Source organism: Clostridia bacterium (genome assembly GCA_017438525.1).
Taxonomy (GTDB): domain Bacteria; phylum Bacillota; class Clostridia; order Oscillospirales; family RGIG8002; genus RGIG8002.
Genome location: JAFRVI010000075.1, coordinates 26,276 through 52,629, shown reverse-complemented (window position 1 = coordinate 52,629; position 26,354 = coordinate 26,276). Strand labels below are relative to the sequence as shown.

Below are 26,354 nucleotides of genomic sequence, written 5' to 3'. Positions count from 1 at the left end.
GACTGATAATTTATGAATTATTACGATTTCAAGCTCGTTGACGGGCTGATGCTCGAGAAGTTCGCCGCCAACGGAGCCGCAAAGCTGCAGCAGAACATCAAGCAGATAAACGACCTCAACGTCTTCCCCATCCCCGACGGAGACACCGGCGACAATATGTTCCGCACCATCTCCGGCGGCGTCGCGGAAATGCGCAAGGAGCCGGCTAACTCCGTCTGCAAAAAAGCGCGTGCGCTCGCAAGCGGCATGCTGCTTTCCGCGCGCGGCAACAGCGGCGTTATCCTCTCGCAGATATTCTACGGCATCAGCACCGGACTCGAGGGCGTGGAGACCGCCTCGATAAACGACCTCGCCGCCGCCTTTATCAACGGCGCGAAACGCGCTTACGAAACGGTCGTTTCCCCCGTAGAAGGCACGATACTCACCGTCGCACGGGAATCCGTCGACGATATCTTCCCGCTGATAAACGAAAACACGACTCTCGGCGAATTCACCGATCTCATCATCAAACGCATGAACGCCTCCCTCGCCAACACTCCAGAGCTGCTGGACGTGCTCAAGGAGGCCGGCGTTATCGACAGCGGCGGCGCGGGGCTTTATCTCATCGCGGAGGGCGCTTTCGATGCGATCAAGGGCAACGAGCTTTCGCTCGGCGAAGGCGCGGCGCAGGCGACCGCCGCCGCGGACATATCGCTTTTCGGCAAGGACGATAAGTTCGAGTTCGGCTACTGCACGGAGTTCCTGCTGAGGCTTATGAGTGCGAAATGCGACGTCGACGCGTTCGACGAAAACGTTATAATCGACTATCTTTCCACGATCGGCGACTCGATCGTCGCGTTCAAAAACGACTCCGTCGTAAAGGTGCACGTGCACACGATGACTCCGTCGAAGGCGCTGGAGTTCTGCCAGCAGTTCGGCGAATTCCTCACAGTGAAGATCGAGAATATGATGCTCCAGCACAACGAGCACGAGCTGAAAAAGGCAGCGGAGCTCCCCAAAGCGCAGAAACAGCGCGCGAAGTTCGCCGCCTGCGTCGTGACGAGCGGAAGCGGCGTGATCGAGATCTTCCGCGAGCTCGGCGCGGACTGCATAATCGAAGGCGGACAGGGCAAAAACCCCTCGATAAAGGACTTCATCGAGGCGTTCGACGCGATCAACGCCGACGACATCTTCGTTTTTCCGAACAACTCAAACATCTTTATGGCCGCCGAGCAGGCGGGCCGGCTTTATGAGAGATCGACGATACACGTCATCCCGTCGGTCAATCTCGGCCAGGCTTACGCCGGGCTTTCGATGCTCGACTACAGCTCCGGCGACGCGGAGACGATAAAGCGGAACTTTATCGAGAACATGGACTACGCGCTGACCGGCATGGTCTGCCGCGCGATACGCAGCGTCGAATACAACGACGTTTCGGTCAAAAACAACGACTACATAGGCTTCACCAACAAAAAGATCATCTCCTCTTCCCCCGACAAGACCGAGGCGCTGCGGCTCCTTTGCGACCGCCTCGGCATCGCCGAAAAAGACATCGCCACCGTTTTTTACGGCGCCGACGCCACCGACGCGGATAAGGAAAACGTCCGCGCGCTCTTCGCTTCGCAATACTCCGGCAAGGAGTTTTACGAAATAGACGGCAAACAGGAGGTCTACGACTTCATAGTAATTCTTGAATAGGAGAAAAGTTATGGAAAAATTTGCGATCTTCACCGACACCAGCTGCAATCTGACCAGTGAGCAGCTGAACGAATACGGCATCGAGCCTTCCCTGCCGATGCACATCTATATCGACGATGTCGAATATCTGACAGACCGCGACTGGGGGCAGTTCACGCCGCAGCAGTATTACGACATAGTGAAGAGCGGAGCGCGCTTCCGTTCGTCGCAGGTCTCGTCCGCCGCCTATGAGGAGGCGTTCCGCAAGGCGCTCTCAGAGGGGCGCGACGTGCTCTCGATCTCCTGCTGCAAGGCGCTGTCCAGCTCAGTTTCCGAAAGTATCGTCGCCGGGGAAAAGCTGCGGGCGGAGTTCCCCGACAGGAAGATATACTGCGTCGATTCCTATAACTGCTGCTATTCGCTGGCGATGATGCTCATCGAAGCCGCCAAAAAACGCGACGCGGGAATGAGCATCGACGACGTGCATCAGTGGGTGCTCGACAACAGGAGCCGCTTCAATGAAGCCGGCACCGTCGAGAATCTTTCCTATCTGCGCCGCGCCGGACGCGTCAGTGCCTCCGCCGCCTTCTTCGGCGGGCTGCTGAGCGTCAAGCCGATGATCGTCTACGACGAGACCGGCCACAACGTCGCCGTCGAGAAGGTCAGAGGCAGGAAAGCGTCGCTGACCAGAAGCGCCGAGTTCGTCCGCGACTACGCCGACCTCGACGCGAACAACAACGTCTGCATCGCCCACGCCGACTGCGAAGCCGACGCAAAGCAGGTCGCCAGCGAGATACAGGGTTTCTTCCCCGATAAGAAGATAAACTTCCACTTCGGCTATATCGAGCAGGGCATCGGCTCCTCCGTCGGCCCCGGCACGATAATCCTCGGCTTCTACGGCGACCCGAAGATAAGAGAGCTGAATAAATAAGCAAACACAGTAATACAGTATAAAACGCACGCCCGCGGGCGTGCGTTTTTTCGTTGTATCTGCGCCGTCAGACCGTGATCTCCAATCCGTCGTAGGAAGCTGTGAAGCCCTCACGTTCCGCGATCTTAGACATATCGCGGTAGAGCACATGTACACCGTTATGCGAAAAGTGGTTGAGCACGAAAACTGTGCTTTCGTCCGCGGCGCCGCCTTTTTAATCCTTATATTCTTCAGCCCGTTTTATGTATTCTGCGAAGAACGGCTCTTTTCTCACCGAGTCAAACCATCCCCAGCTGTTCAGCGCTGCACTGATTTCCGACATTGGTCTTTCTCTGAAAATAACAATGTCAAGCACTTCCTTGCTGCCGTTGGACAGCGTAAGGATCCCGCTTCCTTTTTCGGCAGTTACGTTTCCGAACAGCCACGGCGCGCCGACGGGCAGCTTTGTTACTTTCGGGATCGCGTTCCATTTCTCGTAGTATGTAAACGCTGTTTCCATATACTGTCTGCCTTTTTCGGTCTTGCCGCAGGCGAACAACACCGCGGCTGCTATAAGGCTCTTTCTCGCGTACGCTCCGTACCATATTTCCGGTACGCCGCCCTCTCCGAAGCTCTCAATAACCCGCATTGAAAATTGATTGTGCGCCGCCGGTAAACATGCGTCAAACCAGTTTGTGGGATTTGCCTCAAACAACGCATGTATCTGTATTTTCAGATTGACAAGTCCCTGACGGATGTAATACTCGTCAAAATCGCGCTTATCCCAAAGCTCTCCGACTTCTTTCTCATCTTTCGTTTTATAGTATTCCAATAGCTCCGCCTTTTTCCTTGAACCTCGCTTGTCCGAAAAAACCACCGTCCTGCCGTAATTATCTTTTACAAACGTGTAGTCTGTATATCCGACGTAGTTTCTTTTCGGGTTTATCAGGTCATAGTGGCGGTGTAACCCGTCATCAAGCGGAAAATATCCTTCGCCTGTCCCTTCGTACTCCGTCAGCTCGTATACGGCGCATAGCGCGTTTTCGGCATAATAGTTTTCTGATCTGATTATACCTACACCTTTTGCGAAAATATATGTCTTTTTGCCGCCGTAATACTCGTGGTATTCCAATTTACCGGTCGTATCGATAGTTACACGCAGGCAGTCGTCAAACTCACCGCAGGCAACTTTGACTTTACCCGCATCTTCACATATCAGCTCCGTTTTTACAGAATCGTCATTGTAATCGTAAAGCTCTTTTACGGTACGGAAGCCCGGGACCCATTGATCCGAATAGACGCAGCCGAAATTGTCAGACAGAAAATCATAGATATAATTGAAAAGCACCTGGTCGTCATATACCGTACCTCTGACACACTTCCATTCAAAAGCGAAATCACGGTTTTCCTGACATACCACGTTTCCGTTTCTTTGGCTGAAAGTTTTATACTCAAAGAAGTTCCAGGTGTTTTCATATTGATCATTTTCGGTTATGCCGTTTTCGTCCATCAGTCTGTCCATAACGGATGAAGCGACCTTTGCGTGCGCCTTCTGCAGTTTTGTTTTTGCGGCGGCAGAAAGCTTTTTTATGTAATCGCGTACATCTATTATTTTTTCCTCGAAATCGTAATATTCGGAACGTACCGCATAAGCCATATCGGCAAAGCTGTGTTCGTCGTAATACAACCGTTCCGTCTCCGAGAAGACTGCAAGCGTTACTTTTTCATCGGATTTGAAAACGACTTTGATTTTTACATCATGATAGACGGACGGATATTCCGACTGCCGCGTATATTCCCACGTATTGTCTTTATCAAGCGGCATCAGGCTGTCGCTTTTCTTAACGTTGTAAGAGGACAAAACTACCGTTTCAACCTCGTCGTTTATGATCTCGCAGAATTTTACCATACCGACACCGCGTTTGTAATACGCGCGGTAGACTTCGGATATGTACGAATCAGCGGGTAACGTTTCCCACAGCTCGCAGTCTTCAAATATGCCTGCGGGAGTATCTACGGTCTCTGTTTTACTTAAAAGCGTTAGCGTCGTTTTATCCGATGCAGTTTTAACGTATCCGACATCTGCGCCCTCAGTAAAAAATATCCCGTCGCAGCATGATGCGTTAGCTAAAATACGATACCAACCGCCAACCGCGGGGGTCCATTCACCTTTATAGTTAAAAAACTGTTCATTTGTCTTTAACGGATATCCGTTCTTTAAAGAAATCTCATATCCGGACGAATATACTCTGAATTTGTATTTGTCTTTTTCTTTATACTTTGTATCGCGCAGCTCGACCAAGTCTTCTGCGTAAAATATGCTCGCGTACTGCACGCTGTTCTTCGGCAGTATTTCCCTTGCCTTTTTAAGTGCCTGCAAGCCCTTTTCGTGTTGTTCCGTTTCAAGATATGCGTTGGCAAGTGCCAGCCATTCGGAACCAAGTGCGATTGGCAGATCTTCACCTGTCAGACGCGGTATCTGCTTGTCGAGGATGAATTCGATCTTTGCCTCACCGGACAGCTTTGCGTCCTCCTTCGAGCATATGAAAGCCGTCGCCTCGTCGTTATGGCCTTTTTCTGCAGCGTCCGCGATGCGCACGACCAGGCTGTCGTTCTTTTTGCCGGGCAGCCACCAGAAGCCGCGCAGAAGCACGTCCGCCATTGCGTGATACTTTTTCTCCGACTCCGGCAGGTCTTCTACGTCCGTCAGAACGTCCTTATACACGAGCTCAAATCCGGTCTTATCCGTTTTGGACGACCATAATTTCAGCTCTTCGACCTTCTTCATCACGCGCTCTGTGAGCGTGTCGTTATAATCTTCGTTTGTCGCCATAAGTTCCCCTCTCAATCTCTTTCTTCCGTCGGATAGATGCCATTTCGCCGTGCCGACTGATATCCTCATTTTGTCCGCTATTTCTGCGACGGAAAGCCCTTCAAAATAGTGTAGAGTTATAACCGTTCTCACTTTTTCAGGCAAAGACTTTATCGCGTTATGCAGCTCTTCCTTTTCGCTCGTGCCTATCAGTGCAACCGTCGGCGAGAAAGTATCGTCCGCCGCGGTATTTTCGTACGCTGAAAAATCCATCCAGCCGCTGTAACGGACGAGTATGTTCTTTGCGCGGTTTTTTGCGGCTTTGCACACCCACGCGCCGAACTTTGACGGATCGGAGAGCGTGTTAAGCTTCAGCCACGCCGCGACGAACGCGTCCTGCGCCGCATCCTCGGACAGATATACCGATTGCAGGACCGAATTCGCCTGCGCAAGCGCCGCGCTCTGCCAGCGCAGTACAAGTTCGCCGTACGCGTCCTGATCGCCTGCAAGCGTCATATAAACGAGCGTTTCATCGTCGTACGATCTGTAAATGGTCGATCACTCCTTTTTGTTTTTTCGAGCACTCTGCCTATTAGACAAATGAGAGGAGAAAAAGGTTGGGTAAAAAGCGAATTTTTATCAAAAAGGACGGGCAATTCTCTGTCCGTCCTACTCTTGAGAACAGCCGTGAGCAGAATCCTCTTTATGAGCCCCCGAGGGCGGCTGTTTAACTATTCTATTTTTAAACCGTCAGTTCAAGTCCGTCGTAGGAGGCGATGAAGCCCTCGCGTTCGGCGATCTTCGACATATCGCGGTAGAGCGTGCGGACGCCGTTGTGAGAAAAATGGTTTAGCACGAAAACGGCGCTTTCGTCCGCGATCCCAAGCAACTTCAGTCTGTCGCGCACCCTTTTGCAGCGCCCGACGCACATATGTCCGTCGTATTCGATATCGTCAACGTCGCCGTCGTTGCAGTCGAGCGAAACGAGCGACAGCCGGACGTTCGACCGACCGAGGTAATCCCAGGTTTCCTCAGGGAAGGGGCCGGTGTCGTGCGCGTAGAGGATTGCCTTGCCCTCCTGCTCGAGCAGGTAGATATACGGATGAGGGATGCCGTGGCTCGCCTTCAGCGCAGTCACGCGCACGCCGCCCGCGTTGAACGGCGTGAACGGCGGCTCGAAGCGGCAGACGAGCGCGCCCTTCGCGGCGGCGACGCTCTTTTCAAGCGCTTCGGCGACGTCTTCGCTGCCGTGCACGGTCAGCGGCGGCATTCCGTCTCGGTGTGTAAAGCCGGGGCTGACGTAGAAAAACTCCGGCACGCAGAAGTGGTCGCTGTGGACGTGGGTTATCAGACAATGGAAAACGCGCGTCATATCCAGCCCGAAGCGCTGCGCGTTCGCGGCGGTGTCGCCGTTAAGATCGATGAGCAGCGTATCGTTGATAAGCGCCTGCGAACGCAGACGCAGTTCGCGGCCGCCCGCCTTCCGCGCTTCGCGGCAGGTCTCGCAGGTGCAGAACAGCGCCGGTATCGCCTCCGCGGCGGCGGTGCCGAGAAATTTTATCTTCATAATTGCCTCCTTGCCGAAAACGCGCCCGTCGGGCGCGTTTCTTATGTTATCTGAATACGCTGCCGTCGGCGGCGAAAAGCTGCCTGCGGACGCAGCGGAAGTCTTCGATCTCAAAGCCGCCGTAGGTATTCAGCGCCTCGACGACGTGGCGCGGATTGAGGCAGCTCTCCCCCATCGGAAGCGTTATCTCGAGCGCGCCGTCCGCGCTTTTCGCGCTTATCAGCGCGTCGTGTACGTCGACGGTTATCTGCCCGCGCTTCGTCTTCTTCTCGATGACGAGCCCGCCGCGCGAAAGCGTTTCCGCCGCCTTGTCCGCGTCGGCGTCAAAGCGCAGCGAGTACTGCACGGAGGCGGCGTCGGAAAGGTCGGTCTCCGGCTCGTATGCGTCGGTAACGCGCAGCAGCTCCGGCAGGACGGCGCGGAGCCGCCGGGCGACCTCCGGGCATGGCGTTTCGTCCGTCAGACGCATATCGAACGCTTCGCACAGGCTCTCGTAACCGAGCGAAAGCGGCGGCAGGAAGTTCATCTTTATATGCGGGTTGTAGCCCTCGGTGTAATACACGTTCAGGTCGGCGCGGCGGACGGCGCGGGCGAAGGTGCGCACGAGGTCGAGGTGGGAAACGAAACGCGCGTCGCCGGTCTTCTCGTATCTGACTCTAACGTTTCGCACAGTACCTTCCCCCTCCCAGCGACGCGGCGCCGCAGCCGAGGCATTTTTCGGCGCAGTTGGGCGAGGCGGCCGCCTGCTTCGCTTTTTCGTATTCGGATATGAAGAATCTGTCAGTTACGCCTATGTCTATATGCGACCATGGGAGCAGCTCGTCCGTACCGCGTTCGCGGCAGGCGTAGTCGTCGCCGTTTATGCCGCATTCGGCGAAGATCTCTTTCCAGAAATCGAGTGAGAAGTTCTCGCTCCAGCCCTCCAGATACGCTCCGCGCTCGACGGCGAGCGCCATCGCGGGAACGAGGCGGCGGTCGCCGCGGGCAAGCACCGCTTCGATATACGACGTATCCGCGTCGTGCGTGGAGAGCTTTATCTTGTTCGAACGGACGTGCTCGCGCAGAAGCTTCTGCTTGCGCGAGTGCTCCTCCGCGGTGTCCTGCGGCACGTACTGGAACGGCGTGAAGGGCTTGGGCACGAACGCCGCGACGGAGAGCGAAACGGAAACGCTTTTGCCCTTCTGCCTGCCCTCGCTCGCGTAGTAGGCGTCTACGACCTTCTGCGCGGTGTCGGCGATGGCGACGATATCCTCGTCGGTTTCAAACGGCAGGCCGAGCATAAAGTAGAGCTTGACGGAGGTAAAGCCGCCGCCGAACGCCGCGTTCACGGCGCGCATTATGTCCGCCTCGTGCACGTTTTTGTTTATCACGTTGCGCATGCGCTCGCTGCCCGCTTCGGGCGCGAGTGTGAGCCCGCTCTTGCGGAGCTTCTGCACGCGCTTCATCAGCTCGATAGAGAAGTTGTCGACGCGCAGAGAAGGCAGCGCGAGGTTTATCCCCTTCGGCTCCGCCCACTCGTTGAGTCCGTCGACGAGGCCGCTCAATTCGGGGTAGTCGCTGGTCGAAAGCGACAGCAGCGAAAGCTCGTCGTAGCCGGTGTTGTCGCAGAGCGTCTTCGCGGTCGCGTTCAGCTTTTCCGCGCTCTTCGTGCGGAACGGGCGGTAGATGAAGCCCGCCTGGCAGAAGCGGCAGCCGCGTATGCAGCCGCGCTGCACCTCTACGGAGGCGCGGTCGTGGACGATCTCGCCGTAAGGCACGACGTAGCTCTCCGGATAGAACGCTTTGTCGAGATCCTCGACGATGCGCTTTCTTATCCGCGCCGGCGCTTCCGGGCGGTTGGGGGTTATCGATCTGACCTTCACGCCGTCGTATTCGACGTCGTAGAAGGACGGGACGTATATGCCCTTGATACCGGCGAAGCGGCGAAGCGTTTCGGCGCGGCCGCAGCCCTCGCGCTTGCAGGTGCGGATAAGCTCGAGCGTTTCGTCGCCGACCTCCTCCCCTTCTCCGAGCACGACGAGGTCGACGAAGTCCGCGATCGGCTCGCTGTTGTAGGAGCACGGGCCGCCGACGATGACGAGCGGGTCGTCTTCGCCGCGGTCGCGTGAGTAAAGCGGGATGCCCGCGAGCTTCAGCATCTGAAGCATCGTGGTATAGGAAAGCTCGTATTGAAGCGAGAACCCGACGAGGTCGAAGGACGCGACGGGCAGCTTGTTCTCAAGCGAAAAGAGCGAAGTATCCGTCTCGCGCATAAGCTCTATCATATCGCGGTCCGGCGCGAAAACGCGCTCGCAGCGAACGAAGTCGAGCCGGTTCGCCGCGGAATAGAGTATCTTCATACCGATATGCGACATGCCGACTTCGTAGAGGTCCGGGAAGCAGAACGCGTAGCTGACCTCGGTAGAAGCCGGATCTTTGATGACGGAATTGACCTCTCCACCGCAGTAGCGGGAGGGCTTCTTTACTTCCGTCAGTCTTTTTTCGATATCGCTATAAGCCAAACTTCAACACCTCTCGGAACGAAGGTATGAACAGATACGCCAGCAGCAGTCCCATGCCGAGCGCGGCGAGGGAGATGATGACCGCCGTCTGCTTTTTCGTTATCTTCTCCGTCTTCACCTCCGGCAGTCCGCCGATATGCGGAAGCGCGCGGAGCATCGCGGCGAGGAAGACACAGAGCAGGAATATTTCAAGCGGCAGCAGGACTATGTTCTTGCCGACGCGGACGGTGACCGCCGCGGCGAACGAGCCCGCGCTTATGAAGCCGTAGTGATAGTTCAGATACGTATTCAGCAGGACGTTGTAAAACACCGTGTCCGCCGCCTTCGTCAGCGCGACGCGGCCGACGGAGAGCCCCTTTTGCGGGAGCGCGCGGTGATAGAGCAGCGAGCCGAAAAGCAGTCCGCGGAACGCGAATGATATCACGTAGCCGAGCAGGAAGCCGTTGCCCTTCATCAGCGTTTCCACGAGAAGCTGATCCATAACGCCGAGCAGCACCGTCGGAACAGGGCCGTACAGCGCGCCGCAGAGCGCGTAGATCAGGAACGAGAACTTGATCTGCAGCGCCTGCCCGAGCAGCGGTATCGTGAGCATTCCGAAGACGTAGCAGCACGCGAGCATGACCGCGAGCACGCAGACGGTCGGCAGCTTCGTCAGCTCCAGCGCCGACGCCTTCAGTACCTTGAACGGATTTACGAGCCGTTCGTTTTCGGTTTTTGTTTCATTCATAACAATACCTCCCCCATACATTCTCGCAATGATATCGGGAAGATATTTCAGCCGATATTGACAGCGGGATGCGGCGCGGACACCGCGGAACGTTCCTTCGTCCGCCGGGCAACTCCCCGTCCCGACGGCACTTCACGCGTCCGCGCCTACTCTGTATGACGTGTTTATTCTATCACGGTTTCACCGTTAATGCAAGCGAAATATCAAAAGAGGCGGCATATCATGTTAAGCGAATCCGGCGCGTCATCGTCGATATATCCGGAATCGGTGAAGCCGTGTTTTTCATAAAGGCGTATCGCCGCGAGGTCGGCTTTTTTCACGCAGACCTCGACGTGATCGTAATGCCCTTCTTTTCGCAGCTCGTCCAGGATCAGCGCGAGCGCGGCGGAGCCGTAGCCCCTGCCCTGATACTCCGCGCCTATCATGAACTGCTGCAGGTCGTATCCGAGCGGCTCGTCGGCGAACTCCCTGACGAGCGCGACGCCGACGACGGTTCCGTCGTTTTCGACCGCGAAAACCCTCGCGTTGCAGTCGCGGTAGACGTATCCTCTCGCGATAATGCCTATCGCGGGCGCGAGGTATTCCTTCTGGTCGTCTCTGACGGTCAGAGAAGCGACCTCGAGCCAGTTATCTTCGGTAACGCCGGTAAGCTTTATCAATTCGCAGCCCTCCGCGTTTCTATTTGCTCTTTCGTGAATTCGACGAGCGGCTCTATATCCCGCTTCGCTCTGCGGCAGGTGCGGTTCAGCTTCGGGTAACCCCAGCCGCCGAATATCTTATTCGGCCCGACGACGCAGGCGTCCGGAACGTCGTGCGACAGTATCCACGCCGCCGCGAGCGACGATTTCTCCGCTGAATTTATCGGCACGATCTTCGACAGCGCGTCCATCCCGCCGAGAAAGTGCGACGCGATCGGCGTCTTCGCGATTCCGGGGTGGACCATATAAACGCGGACGTTCGTATCCCTGTACTTCTCCGCGAGGTAGCGCGAATAGCGCGCGAGGCAGAGCTTGGAACGCGCGTACGCGCCGCGGCTGTCGTCGAAGCGCGAAAGCTTCACGCGCGCGACCTTGTGGATAAGCGAAATCGTGTTGATATACACGACCTCGCGCCCCGACGCCGCGAGCTTCGGAAGTATCTTTTCGCTCAGGTAATAAACGCCGATATAGTTCGTGCCCATCACCAGATCGAAGCCGTCCTTCGTCTTCTCGCCGCGGCGGTGGAAAAGCCCCGCGTTGTTGATGAAGACGTCAACGTCCGGCAGCTGCTCCGCGAAAGCGTCTATCGAAGCGAAGTCCGCCATGTCGAGCCGCATCACGCAGATATCCGCTTCGGGATAGTCCGCGAGCAGCTTTTCGCGCGCGGCCGACGCTTTTTCAAGATTCCTGCACGCCATTATCACGGACGCGCCGAGGTACGCCATCGTTTCGGCCGTCTTGAAGCCGACGCCGCTGTTGGCGCCGGTTATCAGCACGGTCCTGCCCTCAAGGGAGCGTGCGCAGTTCTCTTTTAAATATTTTTTCGTTTTTTCCGAAAGAGCCGTAATTACACTCCCCTTTGATCGTCAGAGGCACGCTCTGTATATCTCGACAATATCTTCGTTCGTGAGCGCGACGAAGGCGTTTTTGAGGTAGCCGCCGAAATTCGCGTGCGCCGCCATCTCTTCAAAGTGCTCTTCGTCAATGTTCAGTTCGCGGAGCGTCATCGGGATGCCCGACTCTTTGAAGAAGCTCTCGAGCTTGTCGATTCCCGCGTTCGCGAGAGAAAGCTCATCCTCACCGTCGATGCCCCAGACGTTCTTTGCGAATCTGACGAACCTCCACGCGCAGGAGGGGTCCTTTTTCAGTATGAAGCGCATCCAGCGCGGAGTCAGTATCGCGAGCCCGACGCCGTGGGTGATGTCGTAGAACGCGGAAAGCTCGTGCTCCATCGAATGGCACGGCCAGCCGGTATCCTGCTTGCCGTACTCTGGAATGCCCGAGCAGGCGACGGACGCTATCGCCATCAGGTTGGCGCGCGCGGTGTAGTTATCCGGCTCCGCGAGCGCGACGGGAAGGTATTTTATCGCGGTCTTCAGAACGCCCTCCGCGATGCAGTCGGAAAGGTCGCTGTCCTCCGTACGCGAGAAGTAGCCCTCGAAGATGTGGCTCATTATGTCGGCGGTTCCCGCGGCGGTCTGATACTTCGACACCGAGAAGGTGTAGGTCGGGTCGCAGATGGACGCGGCGGGATAGGTATACATATTGCCGAGCTTCTCGTTCGTTTTAAGATTCGTGATGACTCCGCCGCCGTCGAACTCCGAGCCGGTGGCGCTGAGCGTGAGGATATCCACGAGCGGAAGCGCCTTCAGCGCGCCGTGGCGCGAAGCGACCATCTGCCAGAGGTCACCCTCGTAGAAGACGCCGGCCGCGATGGCTTTCGAGCAGTCGATGGTGCTGCCGCCGCCGACCGCGAGGATGACGTCGATATCGTTCTCCTTGCAGAGACGGACACCCTCCTCGACCGATTCGATCCGCGGATTCGGCTCGATGCCGGCGAGCTCGGTCACGGTGAAGCCGCCGTCGTTTAGGATACGCGTCACCTCGTCGTAAAGCCCGATCTTCTTTATCGAGCCGCCGCCGTAGGTAAGCAGGACTTTGCTGCCGAACTGACGGAGGATACCGTCGAGGCGGCTGATCTGCCCCTTTCCGAAGTAAAGCTTTGTGGGGATACTGTGGACGTAATTGAGCATAGTTGACCTCCTTTTAGTCGCCGCCGCGTTCAGACGCGGCCTGAGTTTGCTGCGCTTCGTAGATCGCGCGAAGCTTCGCGTCCGCCTCCGGCGCCGCCTTTTTCAGCGACGTCACGCGCCCGCCGACGACGAAGCAGTTGCGCGACGTCGCCACGGTGCAGAGGCAGCCGGCCGTCAGGTTGTAAAACTCGTAGCCGAGCTCCATGACCGCGCCGTTGTATTTCAGGATCGTAACGCGGATCTCGACCTCGTCGCCGAACGCGACGGGGCGTTTGTAGTCGACGGAAATATTGACGATGGGCGACAGAATGCCGTTCTCCTCGGCCTCCTTGAAGCTGATCCCGAATTCCGCGACGGCCTCTATGCGCGCCTCTTCCATCCACTTGACGTAGTTGGAGTGGTGGACGACGCCCATTTTGTCGACTTCGTGATAGTGCGCTTTACGTTTGTAAACGAGCATATATGCCTCCTATTCGCCGGCGCAGAGCTTGTACGCTTCGCCGCGCGAAAGCCCCGTGCGCTTCGCCGTCTCCTTAGCCGCGGCGCTGCGGCTCATTCCGGAGGCGAGCAGTTCGCGCATTACCGCTTCCGCGTCGGCGGAGTCCGGCTCCGCCTGCTCCTTCGCGCCCTCGACGACGAGCACGAACTCGCCGCGCGGCGGGGTTTCTTCAAAGTAAGCGCACGCCTCCGAAAGCGTCGTGCGCAGCGTTTCTTCGTGCAGCTTCGTCAGCTCGCGGCAGAGCGCGACGCGGCGGTCGCCGAACACCTCCAGCATATCCGCGAGCGTGCGGCGGAGCTTGTGCGGCGCTTCGTAAAACACGAGCGTGCGGCGGTCGTTTTTCACCTCGTCCAGATGCTCCCTGCGGCGCTTGGCGTTGACCGAGAGGAAGCCCTCGAAGGCGAACCTGCCCGTTTCAAGCCCGCTGACCGCGAGCGCGGAAATCACGGCGCTCGGCCCGGGGACTACGCAGACGGGAACGTCCTCTTTCACGCAGAGCGCGACGATTTCGCCGCCCGGATCGGAAATCAGCGGCATTCCCGCGTCGCTGACGAGGGCGCATATCTCCCCCGCCTTCAGCCGCTCGACGATCTCGCCGGAGCGGGTCGCTTCGTTGTGTTCGTAATAGCTGACGAGCGGCTTTTTCACGCCGACGCTGTTAAGCAGCTTCATCGTCACGCGGGTGTCCTCCGCCGCGATGAAGTCGGCGTTCTCGAAGACCTCGACCGCGCGGGGCGAAAGGTCGGAAAGATTGCCTATCGGCGTTCCGACTATATAGAGCGTGCCTTTTTCAAAAACCATAGCTTCACTCTCCGTAGACGCGCGCCGCTTCCGCGGTGTACGCGCCGTTTTCGTAAAGTATGAACGGGCGCTCCTGCGCTTCGCCGGAGGCGCCCTTTACCGCCTGCGCGAGGAACGTTTTCGCCTTCGCGCCGCGCTCGTGCACGATAGGACGGATCAGCTTCGGGCAGAGGCCGTTTTCGCGCATCAGCGCGAGTATCTCTTCTCTGCGTTCGGCGCGGTGGACGATGAACAGACTGCCGCCGTCGCGGAGCAGAAACGCCGCCGCCTTCACGACGTCAGCCGCGGTGCAGAGCGTCTCGCGAACGGCTATCTCGGTCATCCTGTCCGACGGCGCTTTGCCGCCGCCCGCCTTCATATACGGTGGGTTGACGGTGACGCAGTCGAAAGTCGCCTTTTCAAGCAGCTTGTCAACCCGTCCGACGTCGCCGTTTATCACGTTTATCCTGCCGCCGAAGCCGTTGACGGAAGCGTTTTTTACTGCGGCTTCACAGGCGGTTCCGGATATTTCCACGGCGGCGAAGGATACCTCCGGTCTGCGTTTGCATACGAGCACGGGGATTACTCCGCTGCCGGAGCAGAGGTCGCAGAAACGGCTGCCTTCTCCGCGTTCCGCGGCGAAGGCGGCGAGCAGCACCGCGTCGGTGCCGCAGGGATATACCCCCTTCGGCTGAAAGAGCGTGTAACCGCCGCCGAGATCGACCGTTTCCTTCATAAGCACCTCAAGGCCGGCCGCGCGGCCGGCAAATACCGTCTATATACAACAATAGGGCGCACGGCACAAAACAGACTCGGATATCTCCGTTTTCCGTTTCAGCCTCGCACCCTGTTGCGTACGATTTTTCAGCTCAAAGCGCGCAGATCACTGCTGCTTCGGAGCATCCACCGGGCACACGGACGCGCAAGCGCCGCACTCGATGCACTGTTCGGCGTCGATCACGTATCTGTCGTCGCCCATAGAAATGCAGGAATTGGGGCATTCCGCCTCGCAGGAACCGCAGGCGATGCACTCTTCACCGATAAAATAAGCCATTCATAACACCTCCGTTTGAGTAACATTTTAGCACATATTCTGAAATATGCAACACTTTTTTTCAAAAAACCGCCGAAAATCGCGGCGCAAAGGCGTCCGCGGCGCGTATTTCGCGCGGCAAACGGCTACTCGAGGTCCTTCAGATCGTCCATTTCCTTCTTGTCGACCTTGATGTCGCCGTCCTTCAGGAGCTTGACTTCGTCGCGCTTGTAGCTTCTGACGCTCTCGGGCGCTTTATCGAGCGTGACCTTCAGGTCGCCGCGGAGCAGCGAGACCTCGGTGACGGTGCCCTTTCCGTCCGGAGTTCTGACCTGCGCGCCGACCTTGGGAGTCATTTTCCAGAGCGAGCGGTAGGCCTCCTCCTCGTATTTCAGGCAGCACATAAGGCGGCCGCAGGTGCCGGAGATCTTGCCGGGATTCAAGCTCATGTTCTGCTCCTTCGCCATCTTGACGGAGACCGGCTTGAAATCGTCCAGGAACGCGCAGCAGCAGAAGGGTCTGCCGCAGATGCCGAGCCCGCCGATCATCTTCGCCTCGTCGCGCACGCCGATCTGGCGCAGCTCGATCCTCGTGCGGAAGGTCGCCGCGAGGTCTTTTACGAGCTCGCGGAAGTCGACTCTGCCGTCCGCGGTGAAGTAGAACAGTATCTTGCCGCGGTCGAAGGTGTATTCGACGTCGACAAGCTGCATTTCGAGCCCGTGCTCCGCGACCTTCTTCTCGCAGATGCGGAGCGCTTCTTTTTCTTTTTCCTTATTCTTCTCGTAGACCTCGTCGTCCGCCTTCGTCGCCTTGCGGACGACATTTTTCAGCGGAGAAACGATCTCGGAGTCGTCCAGCATCTTGTTGGCGAGGACGACGGAACCGTATTCGAGTCCGCGGGCGGTCTCGACGACGGCGTTTTCGCCCAGAGAAAGTTTAAGTCCGTTTGGGGCGAAATAGTACATATTTCCGCCTTCCTTGAACTTTATGCCTACTACTTCTGTCATAATATCACCTCTCGCTCACCGAGCGTTATTCATTTATTCTCACGGCGCGCCGCGGCGACCTTTACGGTCAGCTCGGTCACGGCCGCGTTGACGTTGACGAAGGCGGAAATATCGTTTTCCGCCGCCGTAACGGATTCGTACACGTTGATCAGCGTCCGGTATCCTACCGCCGAAGCGGCTTTGCGCTCCGCCGCTTCGATAGGCAGCTTAGACGCGTCCGGCGCGCCCGCCTTGACGCGCACCGTTTCCGCGACCGCCGCCGCGATCGCCGTCAGCAGACTGCGGGCTTTGTCGCGGCTGTCGGGAAGCGATGAGAAGGTCATCATCAGCGCGTATTCGTCGCCCGCGGCGAGCGCGCCCAGGAACTTCTCCGCCGCGGTTATGCCGGCGGCGAGCGTTTCGCCCTTCAGAAAGCTTTTTGCGGCTCCGACGAAGCCGCCGGAAAGGCGGATCGCCGTCTCTATCTTCGCGTCGTCGGCACCCCTCACCTTGCCCAGCGCCGCTCTCGCGTCCGCTTCCGAAAGCGGCTCCATCGAGTAGCAGACGGCGCGGGAAACGAGCGTAGGCAGCAGGCCGTGGCGGTTATGTGTCAGCAGCAGGAAATATACGTCATCGGGCGGCTCCTCGGCGAGTTTCAGCAGGGCGTTCTGCCCCTGCGGAGTCACCGCCTCGGCATCCTCGACGATATACACCTTGCACCTCGCGCTCGTGGGGTTGACGTAGACCTCCTCGCGCAAAGCGCGGATCTCGCTGACGCCGACGGTCTTGTTCTCGCTTTTCAGCGGAACGATATAATGCACGTCGACGTGTCCCGCCGCGGCGCGTTTGCAGTTGCCGCAGACGCCGCAGGGGCGCGTTTCGCCCTCGCACATCATCACGCGGCAGAAAAGCGACGCGAAGGTATGTCTGCCGGAGCCGTCCGGCCCCTCGATTATCCACGTGTGCGGCACGGCTCCCGCCGTCACCGCGGATGAAAACGCGGAAAGCAGCGCCTTATTCCCTTTCAGTTCAGTCAGATCAAGCCGCATACCGCTATTCCTTTACCACGAGGATTCGTTTCATATTCAGCCCCTCCGGGAGCGTTTCGATATATTCGCCGGTTATCACCGCGGGAAGTCCCGGCGGGTAGACGCCGACGCATTCGGCGGCGATCCTGCCTGCGCTTTCTGCGGCGGGAACGCACTCGCATTCAGCTCGGAAAGCTTCCGCGACGCTCATCGCCCTGCGGGGTATTATATCACGCCGCGCCGGCTTTGGCAATACCGCGTTTTTCCTTTCCGCGCCGATGAAAACTCCGGTCAGCCGCGAAAGCTCCTCCTCCGTGTTCATCGGGGAGAACATAAGCAGCGCGCCGCTTTCGTCGGCGAACTCCGGCACGCAGCCGAACCGCGCAAGGCGCGAGGATATTTCCGCGCCGGAAAGGCCCGTGCTTCCGCCGGTCACGTAAAGGCGGCACGGCTCGCCGCGCGTTACGGAGTAACCGTAGTCTTCAATATCCTTTTTCAGCCGCCCGAGCCGCTCCGCGAGCGTGTTATACGCCTTTTCGCCCTCGTCCTTCGCCCATTCGAGCGCCGCGGCGATCGAGAGCATTATCGGGTATGACGGACTTGACGAGCAAAAGCGCTTCATCAGTTTTTTGCCCTCCGCGGCGAGCGCGGGATCGGCAAAATGTAGCAGCGCGGAGCCGGTCATCGCCGGCAGCGTTTTATGTATCGAATCGGTGACGATATCCGCGCCGCATTCAAGCGGGTGCCTGAACCCTTCGACGAAGCGAAGGTGCGCGCCGTGGGAATTGTCGACCAGCAAAAGCTTGTTATGTTTACGGCATATCTCCGCGAACGCCGCGACGTCCGCGATGTATCCGTAATAATCGACAGAGGTCAGAAACAGGGCGGAAATGCCGCCGTCCGCCTTGAACGCCGCTTCGGCCGCTTCGGGCGAAACGACGCCCGCCGGCGTCGCGCCGCTCGGCTCGGGCGTGAGCAGCACCGCTTCCGCGCCGCAGAGTCCGACGGCGTTGAAAACGGAATAGTGGCTGTTTCGCGGGATAAGCAGCTTGCCCTTCGCGGCGGCGATCGCAGTCATAACCTGTATGCACGAGGTCGCGCCGAAGGGCGAGATCAGCGTCGCGCCGCTGCCGAAAAGCCGCGAGGCGTCCGCTTCGAGCTGCGCGATCGCGCCGTCCGCCTCGAAAAGCTCGTCGGAAAACGGTAGCTCGGTCACGTCGAAGCCGTAAAGCTCGTACGGCAGGACGCCGTCCGGCCTTCTGCCCTTGTGGCCGGGCATATGGAACGAGGCGAACGAGCCCTCCGCGTGTTCTCTTATCACGCGCTCAAGCTCAGACATATTTTCTCTCCACGCCGGCGGGAACGAACAGCGGGTTCGCGCTGAAACGCACTACGTCGCCGACCTCGCATTCAACGTCGGTCACGTCGAGCGCGAGGCAGTGCTGTGAGATCTTGCCGACGACGGGGACCTTTTTGCCGTTCACCCGGCCGAAGATCCTGTCGTCGTCAAACGCTCTGAAAAGCCCTTTTACGGCGTCCTTCAGCTTTGAAATGCGCTTCCTGCCGTAAGGCAGCTTGCCCTCGGCGAGCCCGTCGGACATACCGATATGCAGCAGCGCGAGCTTGGTCTTGCGCTTTGTCTTGAACTGCCGGCTGTAGCCGACGTATTGACCTTTTTCTATGAGTTTCACCTCGGCGACGTCGCATTCGAGGCGGCCGATCTTCGTCAGACCCGCGTCGAAGCCGGCGGGCATCCTTCCGAGCAGACCGGAGCCGATGCGCACCGCGTCGTAGCGCGTTTCGGGGTATTTCACCGCGGCGCAGGAATTCGCCGCGTGGACGAGCAGCTTCGTGCCGACGTTCTTTGAGAAGAACTTGACGGCGTTCTCGAAGCGCTCGTTCTGAAGCTCCGTGAAAAGCGGCTTTTCGGCGTGGCTCTCGGTAAACTGCGTGAAGATGCCGGCGACGTTGACGTAACGCAGCGTGGGAAGCATATTCGCGGCGCGCTCGTATTCGAAGTCGCGCAGACCGGAATGGCTGAATCCGGTGTCTATGAGCAGATGCACTTTCACCTTTTTGCCGGCTTTGTCGCCGACCTCGTTGATGAGCTTGAGTGAAAGCATACTGCCGGCGGCAAGCGTCGCGCCGGTGGCGACCGCGCGTTCGATATCCGAGCGCAGATCGCTGGACGAAAGCAGTATAAGCTCCGCTTCGCATCCGTAGTTGGAAAGCAGCTCCGCCTCCCCCACTCTGCTGACGGCGATGCGCTTCGCGCCGAGCTCGACGTATATGCCCGCCGCCTGAAGCAGACCGAGCCCGTAGGCGTTCGACTTCAGCACGGGTATGACCTCAACGCCGCACGTTTCGCGCAGCTTGAGGTAGTTTCTTATAAGGGCGTCCTTTTCGACAATCAATCTTGCTCCCATTTCTGCTCCTCCCGGCGAAATCACTCCGCCTTTTCGGCTCCACCTTCCCGCTTTTCTTCTTTGTGCTGTGGCGCGGGAACGCTGTGGCGCTTATCCTTCGTCTTCGCGAGGAAGCGGCGCTTGCGCAGATGCTTGAAGGTGCGCGTGCCGAACTCGGTGAAGGAATAGCCGAAGCGTTTGAACACCGCGTCGATCTCGCCGACGAATTCGACCAGCTCGCCGTTGAAGCCGCGCTTGAATCTGTAAAGCCCGTAAAGCGGGTTGCTCTCGTCCATATCGCCCGAGACGCCGCGGAAATCGTAGACGGAAACGCCGCTCTCGATCGCCCAGCGTATCATATCCCACTGCAGCAGGTAGTTCGGCATCCTGTTGCGCTCTTTATTGGAGGAGGCGCCGTAGAGATACCAGACCTTGTCGGCGTATCTTATCGCGAGCGTGCCGGCAATCATTTCGCCGTTGTAGTAGGCGGCGTAAAGGCGGGCGTCCTCGCCGAGCGATTTGAGCAGGCGCTCGAAGTATTCCTTTGAGCGGCAGATGAAGCCGTCGCGCTCGCCGGTTACCTTCATCAGCGCGTGGAACTGCGCGATCGCTTCGGGATCGCCGTTGACAACGCGCGTTTCCACTCCGTTTTTGATGGCGACGCGCACGTTATAGCGCGTTTTTGAGGTGAAATTCGCCATGACCTCGTCTTCCGTCTTGCCCTTGATATCCATGCGGTAGACGAAGCGCGGCTGGGTGGTCTCGAAGTTCTTGCCGCCCTTGACCTTCAGCTTCATTGATTCGAGCGCCTTTTTGAAGGGCTCGTAACCGGCGCGGATGTCGGGGTCCATACGCAGGCAGACGCTGCGGTGCTGTTTGGCAAGACGGCGCGCGCCGTTGACTATATCCGTGAACGCCGCCGAGTCGCCCTCGTCAAAAATCGGGCCGCGCGGCGCGTACATGAGCGTATACGGCGTCATGGGTATCTTGCGCACGAGGATGGATATTCCTCCGCGTATGCTTCCGTCGCCGTTGCGTGTGACGACGACCTCGCGCTTCCAGTCGTTTTTGAGCGCCGCCCACTCCGCGGACTGCATAAAGTGTCCGCGCGGGTGGCTTCTGTTGAACTTCTCGAATTCAGCGTAATTCTCCGGTTTGAGTATTTCCATTACGTTTGTCTCCCTTTGTCAGTCGCTCAGGCCGATAGCCGCGCGGAGTATCTGAAGCGCGTCCGAGACGGTGATCACGCCGTCGCCGTCCGCGTCGCCCGCCGCGATATCGAGCGTGTCGGCGGTAACGAGTTTCGCCGCTATGCGAAGCGCCATGAGCGCGTCGCTGACGGTCACGAAGCCGTCGTTGTTCATATCGAAGCGCGTGTATTCGCGCACGGTTATGCGGTAAGAAACGCTCGTTTCGTTGCCGTCCGAGTCGACGGCGGTATACGTTACGGCGTAAACGCCGTATTTATCGAAAGTCGCCGAGCCGCCGGAGAGCGCCTCCGCGCCGTCCGGATCGATTACGCTCACGGTAACGGCTATCTCGCCGTCCGGATTATCCGTCGCCGATGCGGCGGGCGGAGTGAAAACGCTGCCGAGGGCCGCCTTTTTCGGTATCGAGCCGCTTACCGTGATCACCGGAGGTATCGCCGCGATGATTGCCGCGAGAGCCGCTTCCGCGGCTTCGAGAGTTGCGAGGTCGGTCACGAAGCGCTCGCGCAGATCCGGATCGAGCGCGTCGTACGCCTCGCGAATCGCGCCGATCTCCGCGGCGTTCGCGAGCGTTATATTTTCCGCCGCGGGAAGCGCGGCTATGCGCGCGTCGACGCGTTCGAAGCGCGACGCGGAGAAAAGGTCGAGCGCGGTTTCGCCGTAGTTCAGCCGCAGCTTGCAGCCGTCTATGCTCACCGTTGCCATCCCCTGCGCGGCGGAGGCGAGATTCACATAAGCGACGCCCGCGGCGGCGAAGTAATCGACGCCGTCGAGCGTTACCGTTTCATTGCCCGTTTCGCAGGAAACGGCGGCACCGCCCGAACTGAACACGGCGTCGACATTGTATTGCTCCGCGAGCGGAACGAGCTGCGCGGCGAGCGCGGAGCCGGATGAGCCGCCGGTAAGCTGAGTGTTCAACAGCAGGAAATTCCAGTCGGAAACGCCGGCTTTAAGAGTGGTTTCAAGCCAGCGGAGCTGCTTTGAATTCAGTTTGCCTTCAGCGTCGACGTCGTTGGAATTAAGGACGATAAAAAGCGCGTTTTTGTATACGAACGAGTAGTAGATGCCGTTCGCGTGACCCGCGCCGGTCTGCTCGGAAAGGTTGTACTTCGTCCACCAGACGGCACTGTCGGAAGCGCCGGCGGCGGGAACACAGCGGACGTTATTGAAAACGCCGGACATCGTTGAAAAGTATTCCTTCCACGCCGCCTCTCCGGACGCTTCGCCGCCGGCAGTCAGCAGGAAGGACGGCGCGGCCGACCAGTACGCCGCGTTCCATGCGGCGTCCGTCGCGCTTTCGCTTCCGCCCGGCGCGACGGCAGCGAAGGCGAAGGTCTCGTCGGCGGAGGCGGTCTCGATCACGCACGGACGCGACCATACGCCCTGATTCTTATCGCCGTAGCGCAGCCAGTAGCGAGTGCCGGCTTTCAGACCGGTAATACGCAGCTTATGGATATATTTGCCGGTCTCTTCGCTGAAAGTCGTGCTGCCGGTGTAGTTTTTCGTATCATTAGAGTTGAAATCGGGATAGATCCTTCCGTAAGGCAGCAGCTGCACGTGGGTCTTCATATCCGACGCGGACTGCCACGTCAGCGAAACGCGCGTGGCGGAATCGCCCACGAAGGTAGCGTTGAACTGCTCCAGCGCGGCGGAATTGTCTACGGGAATCTCAAACGGTCTCGTCGGCGAATATGAGTTGTAAAGGTCGGCGGTACCGTAGATGTACCAGCCGAGCGAGGACGTAACGTTGCCTGTATAAACGACCGCCGCGGTGCTGTTTTTCAGCCCGGACTGCGTATCGCCTATCTGCGAATTAAAGCGGACGCTCGGCACGAAGGACGTCGTCTTCAGATACTTCACTGCGCTGTCGGAAACGACGCGGAAGCGAATCTTCATCACGCCGCCGGAGGCGTAGTCCGCGATGGTCACTCCGTTTTTGCCGAGGTTGAAGCTCACCTCTCCGGTAAAGCTGGTCTTGGTTTTGAAGACTTCCCATTCGCCCGAAACGCCGTTGAAAATACTCATCTCGATTCTGTCGCCGACCGCGGCTTCTCCGGTGAAATCGGCGCAGACCTTTCCGTTCTTGCCGGAAACGTCGATACCGAAGGTCTGGTAAATCTCGCCGCCTGTCTCGGTACGGGTAAGAAACCCTCCGTCTTTTTCCGCTCTGATCGGGCGTTCACCCGCGGGGACTTCGGCGGAGATATCAGCGTGTGTCACGTTCTCGCTTGCAGACGCTTTCAAGATCTCCGCGAGGCAGAACTTTGCTTCATAACGGGTAAACGAGCCGGTCAGCTTGGCGGAAAGGCGGTAGCCGCCGTCCACGGCCGATACTTTCATATTCGAATACGCCGGCGCCGGCTTGCGCACCTCGAAGCGCAGACTGCTCGTCGCGCTGTTGCCGAGGTTATCCGTCAGCGTATAGCTCATATTGTGGTAGCCGCCGGTGATGAAGTCGTATTCCAGCTCGTACGGAGGGGTAATGTCCCGCCCGTCAAGCACGGCGGTGACCGACGCGACGCCGCAGCCGTCGTCCGTCGGGTTAAATGTTATATCTATGGTCTGGCCGTCGCTCAGGACGATGATATCGTCGGGATATATCTCCATATCGTAAGCCGTGTATTTGCGGCCGAGGGCGTCGATGGCTTCCCAGCTTCTGATATACGGAGCGGTGTTGTCGAAGCGGACAGTCTTCTGTGCCGCCTGCTCTCCGCCTACCGAGAAGACGAAAGTCTTTTCCCCGTCAGTGTAAGCGGTGGTATCGACGGTGAACGCACGGCGGTAGTAGCCCTCCGACTGCGTGACCGCGCCTCCGGAAACGGCGGCGCCGTCAAGCGTGAGCGTCATTTCGCCTGCCGAAAGCGACCACGTTTCCACGGTCAGCGTTCCGCCCGCGTAGTCGGTTTCGGCGATGCTCCAGCCGTTCGTTTCCCCGTCCGCATACGCGGGCAATGCGAAGCAACCCGCGAAAAGCAGCAGGGACATTAGAAACGATATTGTTTTTTTGAGAACCTTGCTTTTCATAATCCTTTACCTGAAATACTCTACGACAGCGTTCGCGACGGCGTTCGCCAGCTTGTCGGTGTTGCCTGACGCCTTGAGCCACGCGGCGTCGTTCTTATTTGACAGGAATCCGCATTCGAGCAGTATCGACATGAAATCGTGGTTGCGGTAGACGAAGACGTTATGATACTTGCCTCCGCGGTTCTTCATCCCGCTGACGTCGTGCATAGCGTCGCTCACCTTCTGCGCCAGCGCCTGATTGAAGCCGTAGAAATACAGCGCCTCGGTGCCGTTTGCGGAGGTGTTCTCATAGTAGTTGTGGTGTACGCTTATGAGCAGGTCGGGATCGTAGGAAGAGATCAGCTCGAGACGGTGCACGCGCTCGGTGTCTTTGTTGACGCGCACGCCGTCGGTGAAGTAAAACTGTTCCTCGCGGGTTATATAGACCGTCGCGCCGAGCGCCTGAAGCTTCGTGCGGAGCGCCTTGGCGACCTTGACGTTTTCTTCGGCCTCGCTCAGTCCGTTGCCGCTCGCGCCGGTGTCGTAACCGCCGTGTCCGGCGTCGAGGCAGATGACCGCGCCGTCAAGGCGGCCGTTTGAGGCGTCTATCGGGTTATGGAAACGCAGAACGAGGTTGCCGCTCGCGTCGTAGTAAGAGTTGAAGCCGCAGAACATCCCCTTGCGCTTCAGCGTGAAGGTATATTTCACCGCCCCGTCCGCCTCCGCGACCGAAGCGGCGGAGAAAAGCGGGTTCGCGTCCGCGCTGACGGCAGGAGCGCCCGCCGCGTCGCTGAACGTCACGCTGACGGAGGTGAAGTTCGAGCAGTACGCGTCGGTCGCGGCCGTGTCGCCGGAGTAGAGCCCGTGAACGACGACCTTGAATGGCGTCTTCTGCGTCGTCGCGACGGTGAAATAAGTGTATTTGCCCTCGCTCTTCAGCTCGGCGGCAAGCAGCTCGTTCGTGAGGATGCTGACGCCGTTCTTTACCTCCGAATCCTTCTGATAAACGCGGTGGCCGCCGCGCAGGGTGAAATAGCTCAGCGTATTGTCGCTCGAGCATATAGATTCGCCGGTTATGTAATCCGTGGTGCCTCCCGGCAGCCAGAAATATTGAGGATAGCTCGTGTCGCTGTCGTTCGGGGTCGGTTTAAACGTTTCGTTGCGGGTGTTTTTCAGCGTCGCCGCCCTGCCGGTCGGGTATTCGCGCTGCGGCACGGCTTCGATCCGCGCCGCTTCGCGCAGGACTGTCAGCGCGTCCGCGACCGTAATCTTACAGTCGCGATCGACGTCGGAAAGAATGAACTGCGCGCCGGACACTTCCGCGAGCTTCGCCGCGCCGCGCAGAACTCCGAGCGCGTCCGAAACCGTCGTCACGCCGTCGCGGTCAAAGTCGCCCCAGCGTTCGGGTACTGCTTCGACGGCGCGCGTTTCGCGCTTCATGCAATGCGGGCAGACGCGCGTTTCTTCGCCGGCGGTCGTGTGAGTCGCCGGAACGGTCACGCGCCATTCCGTCCACGTATGCTCCGTCGTCGGAGGGATCTCAACGGTCTCCTTCTCGCCGCAGGTCGCGCAGACGCGTTCCTTGCTGCCGGGCGTTTCCTCGCCGGCGGGAACGGTTACCATCCACTCTCCCCAGTCGTGTCCCGTCGCAGGCAGTACTTCGTGCTTCGTTTCGCCGCAGTCTTCGCCGTGCGCGGTCTTCGTGAGCGCCTTGGTGTATGCCGCAATGATCGAACCGCCGTAATCGGGATCGCTTGTCCAGTCGTTCGTGCCGAGTTCTATCCAGGACGGCTTGCTGCCGTGCTCCATATAGTAGAAACGCGGATCGACGATCTCTTCCCCTTCCGGAAGCGCGGCGGCGGTCGCGTAAGCGTAAATGTGCTGGATATGCGCGGTAACGCCCAGCTCCGCGGTCGCGAAACGGCATAAGCTCGCCTCGTCGCCGAGCTTGCCGGTAATGCCGAGTCCGCAGAAGTTGTTATCCGTCGGCACGGCGTAAAGTCCCTCCGGACGCGGCTCGTATACGCGCACCCAGCCGCCTTCGCCGTCCGGCGCGAGGTAGCTCTGCGGGCGGTTGAACTTGAACCATCCGGTTTCCTTTATCGCCTGCAGGTACGCAAGGTCGCCGCGAAGGTGATACTTCGCGCCGATCGTCAGGTAGTAGTTTATAAGCTCCTCGATCGTGCAGGTCAGGCGCATATTCGGAATCTGCGGCTCGGAATAGGCGTAAAGATCCTCCGCGGTCAGCACGATGTCGCCCAGGATCATAAGCGGGTCCTCGACGACGAAGCCGCCGGCGCATACGTAGTCGACGTAGCCGTCCTCGGTGCAGGTCGGATCGACGTGCGCGGTTTCGACGAAGTTATGGTACGCCGAAGCCGTCGCCGCCGGTATCAGCGCCGCAGCGAACGCGAATATCAAAATGAACGATACAAGCTTTTTCATACGCTTTCCTTTGCTTTTCTGCATTTCGCCCGCTTGCGCGGGGTTCGCGGCCGAAACGTTGAC

Annotated in this window: 21 protein-coding genes; 2 read left to right on the top strand and 19 right to left on the bottom strand. The window is 58.5% G+C overall.

Annotation, left to right across the window (positions count from 1 at the left end):
• Positions 1 to 12 precede the first annotated feature (12 nt).
• Together IJL83_06940 and IJL83_06935 are read left to right on the top strand one after the other, a co-directional pair.
• Positions 13 to 1,677 (top strand): DAK2 domain-containing protein, encoded by a 1,665-nt coding sequence (locus IJL83_06940; GenBank protein ID MBQ6553330.1) that lies wholly within the window; start codon positions 13 to 15, stop codon positions 1,675 to 1,677.
• Between the two features lie 10 nt (positions 1,678 to 1,687).
• The gene (locus IJL83_06935; GenBank protein MBQ6553329.1) at positions 1,688 to 2,587 is read left to right on the top strand and encodes a DegV family protein; all 900 of its coding nucleotides are present in this window, start codon (positions 1,688 to 1,690) and stop codon (positions 2,585 to 2,587) included.
• 214 nt (positions 2,588 to 2,801) lie between these two features.
• Here the strand turns inward: IJL83_06935 and IJL83_06930 are convergent, their stop codons facing one another.
• The 19 genes from IJL83_06930 to IJL83_06840 form a co-directional block, all read right to left on the bottom strand.
• Positions 2,802 to 5,894: an RNA polymerase sigma factor gene (locus IJL83_06930; protein ID MBQ6553328.1), complete on the bottom strand. Its 3,093-nt coding sequence runs from the start codon at positions 5,892 to 5,894 to the stop codon at positions 2,802 to 2,804.
• Between the two features lie 226 nt (positions 5,895 to 6,120).
• On the bottom strand, positions 6,121 to 6,945 hold the full coding sequence (locus tag IJL83_06925) for a hypothetical protein (GenBank protein MBQ6553327.1): 825 nt from the start codon (positions 6,943 to 6,945) through the stop codon (positions 6,121 to 6,123).
• A 46-nt stretch (positions 6,946 to 6,991) separates the two neighbouring features.
• A complete protein-coding gene (locus IJL83_06920) occupies positions 6,992 to 7,615 on the bottom strand; it encodes a DUF2344 domain-containing protein (GenBank protein MBQ6553326.1) in 624 nt (207 codons plus the stop codon).
• Positions 7,602 to 9,446 carry a TIGR03960 family B12-binding radical SAM protein gene (locus tag IJL83_06915; GenBank protein ID MBQ6553325.1) on the bottom strand — a complete coding sequence of 615 codons (1,845 nt, stop codon included), beginning with the start codon at positions 9,444 to 9,446 and terminating at the stop codon, positions 7,602 to 7,604. Before IJL83_06915 ends, IJL83_06920 begins: the two co-directional genes overlap by 14 nt.
• Entirely contained in the window at positions 9,436 to 10,173 is a 738-nt protein-coding gene (locus IJL83_06910; GenBank protein MBQ6553324.1) for a hypothetical protein, read from the bottom strand. Before IJL83_06910 ends, IJL83_06915 begins: the two co-directional genes overlap by 11 nt.
• Positions 10,174 to 10,376: 203 nt before the next feature.
• Positions 10,377 to 10,832: a GNAT family N-acetyltransferase gene (locus IJL83_06905; GenBank protein ID MBQ6553323.1), complete on the bottom strand. Its 456-nt coding sequence runs from the start codon at positions 10,830 to 10,832 to the stop codon at positions 10,377 to 10,379.
• Entirely contained in the window at positions 10,829 to 11,647 is an 819-nt protein-coding gene (locus IJL83_06900) for an SDR family NAD(P)-dependent oxidoreductase (GenBank protein ID MBQ6553322.1), read from the bottom strand. The genes IJL83_06905 and IJL83_06900 overlap by 4 nt, the downstream gene beginning before the upstream one ends.
• 90 nt (positions 11,648 to 11,737) lie before the next feature.
• Entirely contained in the window at positions 11,738 to 12,904 is a 1,167-nt protein-coding gene (locus IJL83_06895) for an iron-containing alcohol dehydrogenase (protein ID MBQ6553321.1), read from the bottom strand.
• A gap of 13 nt (positions 12,905 to 12,917) precedes the next feature.
• Positions 12,918 to 13,364: an acyl-CoA thioesterase gene (locus tag IJL83_06890; GenBank protein ID MBQ6553320.1), complete on the bottom strand. Its 447-nt coding sequence runs from the start codon at positions 13,362 to 13,364 to the stop codon at positions 12,918 to 12,920.
• 9 nt (positions 13,365 to 13,373) lie between these two features.
• Positions 13,374 to 14,204 (bottom strand): 16S rRNA (cytidine(1402)-2'-O)-methyltransferase, encoded by an 831-nt coding sequence (gene rsmI / locus IJL83_06885; protein MBQ6553319.1) that lies wholly within the window; start codon positions 14,202 to 14,204, stop codon positions 13,374 to 13,376.
• A 4-nt stretch (positions 14,205 to 14,208) separates the two neighbouring features.
• Positions 14,209 to 14,919 (bottom strand): methyltransferase, encoded by a 711-nt coding sequence (locus tag IJL83_06880; protein ID MBQ6553318.1) that lies wholly within the window; start codon positions 14,917 to 14,919, stop codon positions 14,209 to 14,211.
• Positions 14,920 to 15,066: 147 nt separating this feature from the next.
• Positions 15,067 to 15,237 carry a 4Fe-4S binding protein gene (locus tag IJL83_06875; GenBank protein MBQ6553317.1) on the bottom strand — a complete coding sequence of 57 codons (171 nt, stop codon included), beginning with the start codon at positions 15,235 to 15,237 and terminating at the stop codon, positions 15,067 to 15,069.
• 125 nt (positions 15,238 to 15,362) lie between these two features.
• A complete protein-coding gene (locus IJL83_06870) occupies positions 15,363 to 16,223 on the bottom strand; it encodes a stage 0 sporulation family protein (GenBank protein ID MBQ6553316.1) in 861 nt (286 codons plus the stop codon).
• 29 nt (positions 16,224 to 16,252) lie between these two features.
• Positions 16,253 to 17,251 carry a hypothetical protein gene (locus IJL83_06865; protein ID MBQ6553315.1) on the bottom strand — a complete coding sequence of 333 codons (999 nt, stop codon included), beginning with the start codon at positions 17,249 to 17,251 and terminating at the stop codon, positions 16,253 to 16,255.
• Between the two features lie 4 nt (positions 17,252 to 17,255).
• Positions 17,256 to 18,569, bottom strand: coding sequence for an aminotransferase class I/II-fold pyridoxal phosphate-dependent enzyme (locus tag IJL83_06860; protein ID MBQ6553314.1), 1,314 nt, complete (start codon positions 18,567 to 18,569; stop codon positions 17,256 to 17,258).
• Positions 18,562 to 19,656: an alanine racemase gene (locus tag IJL83_06855; protein MBQ6553313.1), complete on the bottom strand. Its 1,095-nt coding sequence runs from the start codon at positions 19,654 to 19,656 to the stop codon at positions 18,562 to 18,564. Before IJL83_06855 ends, IJL83_06860 begins: the two co-directional genes overlap by 8 nt.
• 20 nt (positions 19,657 to 19,676) lie before the next feature.
• Positions 19,677 to 20,804 (bottom strand): peptidoglycan bridge formation glycyltransferase FemA/FemB family protein, encoded by a 1,128-nt coding sequence (locus tag IJL83_06850; protein MBQ6553312.1) that lies wholly within the window; start codon positions 20,802 to 20,804, stop codon positions 19,677 to 19,679.
• Between the two features lie 18 nt (positions 20,805 to 20,822).
• A complete protein-coding gene (locus tag IJL83_06845) occupies positions 20,823 to 23,867 on the bottom strand; it encodes a fibronectin type III domain-containing protein (GenBank protein ID MBQ6553311.1) in 3,045 nt (1,014 codons plus the stop codon).
• 6 nt (positions 23,868 to 23,873) lie between these two features.
• On the bottom strand, positions 23,874 to 26,291 hold the full coding sequence (locus IJL83_06840; GenBank protein ID MBQ6553310.1) for an N-acetylmuramoyl-L-alanine amidase: 2,418 nt from the start codon (positions 26,289 to 26,291) through the stop codon (positions 23,874 to 23,876).
• Positions 26,292 to 26,354: the final 63 nt, after the last annotated feature.

What these genes read in the sequence shown, in the direction of transcription:
- IJL83_06865 (MBQ6553315.1), bottom strand. Translation starts at nt 17,251, where the DNA reads ATGCGGCTTGATCTGACTGAACTGAAAGGGAATAAGGCGCTGCTTTCC.
- IJL83_06910 (MBQ6553324.1), bottom strand. Translation starts at nt 10,173, where the DNA reads ATGAATGAAACAAAAACCGAAAACGAACGGCTCGTAAATCCGTTCAAG.
- IJL83_06935 (MBQ6553329.1), top strand. Translation starts at nt 1,688, where the DNA reads ATGGAAAAATTTGCGATCTTCACCGACACCAGCTGCAATCTGACCAGT.
- IJL83_06940 (MBQ6553330.1), top strand. Translation starts at nt 13, where the DNA reads ATGAATTATTACGATTTCAAGCTCGTTGACGGGCTGATGCTCGAGAAG.
- IJL83_06855 (MBQ6553313.1), bottom strand. Translation starts at nt 19,656, where the DNA reads ATGGGAGCAAGATTGATTGTCGAAAAGGACGCCCTTATAAGAAACTAC.
- IJL83_06880 (MBQ6553318.1), bottom strand. Translation starts at nt 14,919, where the DNA reads ATGAAGGAAACGGTCGATCTCGGCGGCGGTTACACGCTCTTTCAGCCG.
- IJL83_06875 (MBQ6553317.1), bottom strand. Translation starts at nt 15,237, where the DNA reads ATGGCTTATTTTATCGGTGAAGAGTGCATCGCCTGCGGTTCCTGCGAG.
- IJL83_06850 (MBQ6553312.1), bottom strand. Translation starts at nt 20,804, where the DNA reads ATGGAAATACTCAAACCGGAGAATTACGCTGAATTCGAGAAGTTCAAC.
- IJL83_06930 (MBQ6553328.1), bottom strand. Translation starts at nt 5,894, where the DNA reads ATGACGCTTGCAGGCGATCAGGACGCGTACGGCGAACTTGTACTGCGC.
- IJL83_06860 (MBQ6553314.1), bottom strand. Translation starts at nt 18,569, where the DNA reads ATGTCTGAGCTTGAGCGCGTGATAAGAGAACACGCGGAGGGCTCGTTC.
- IJL83_06870 (MBQ6553316.1), bottom strand. Translation starts at nt 16,223, where the DNA reads ATGACAGAAGTAGTAGGCATAAAGTTCAAGGAAGGCGGAAATATGTAC.
- IJL83_06845 (MBQ6553311.1), bottom strand. Translation starts at nt 23,867, where the DNA reads ATGAAAAGCAAGGTTCTCAAAAAAACAATATCGTTTCTAATGTCCCTG.
- IJL83_06895 (MBQ6553321.1), bottom strand. Translation starts at nt 12,904, where the DNA reads ATGCTCAATTACGTCCACAGTATCCCCACAAAGCTTTACTTCGGAAAG.
- IJL83_06890 (MBQ6553320.1), bottom strand. Translation starts at nt 13,364, where the DNA reads ATGCTCGTTTACAAACGTAAAGCGCACTATCACGAAGTCGACAAAATG.
- IJL83_06840 (MBQ6553310.1), bottom strand. Translation starts at nt 26,291, where the DNA reads ATGAAAAAGCTTGTATCGTTCATTTTGATATTCGCGTTCGCTGCGGCG.
- rsmI (MBQ6553319.1), bottom strand. Translation starts at nt 14,204, where the DNA reads ATGGTTTTTGAAAAAGGCACGCTCTATATAGTCGGAACGCCGATAGGC.
- IJL83_06925 (MBQ6553327.1), bottom strand. Translation starts at nt 6,945, where the DNA reads ATGAAGATAAAATTTCTCGGCACCGCCGCCGCGGAGGCGATACCGGCG.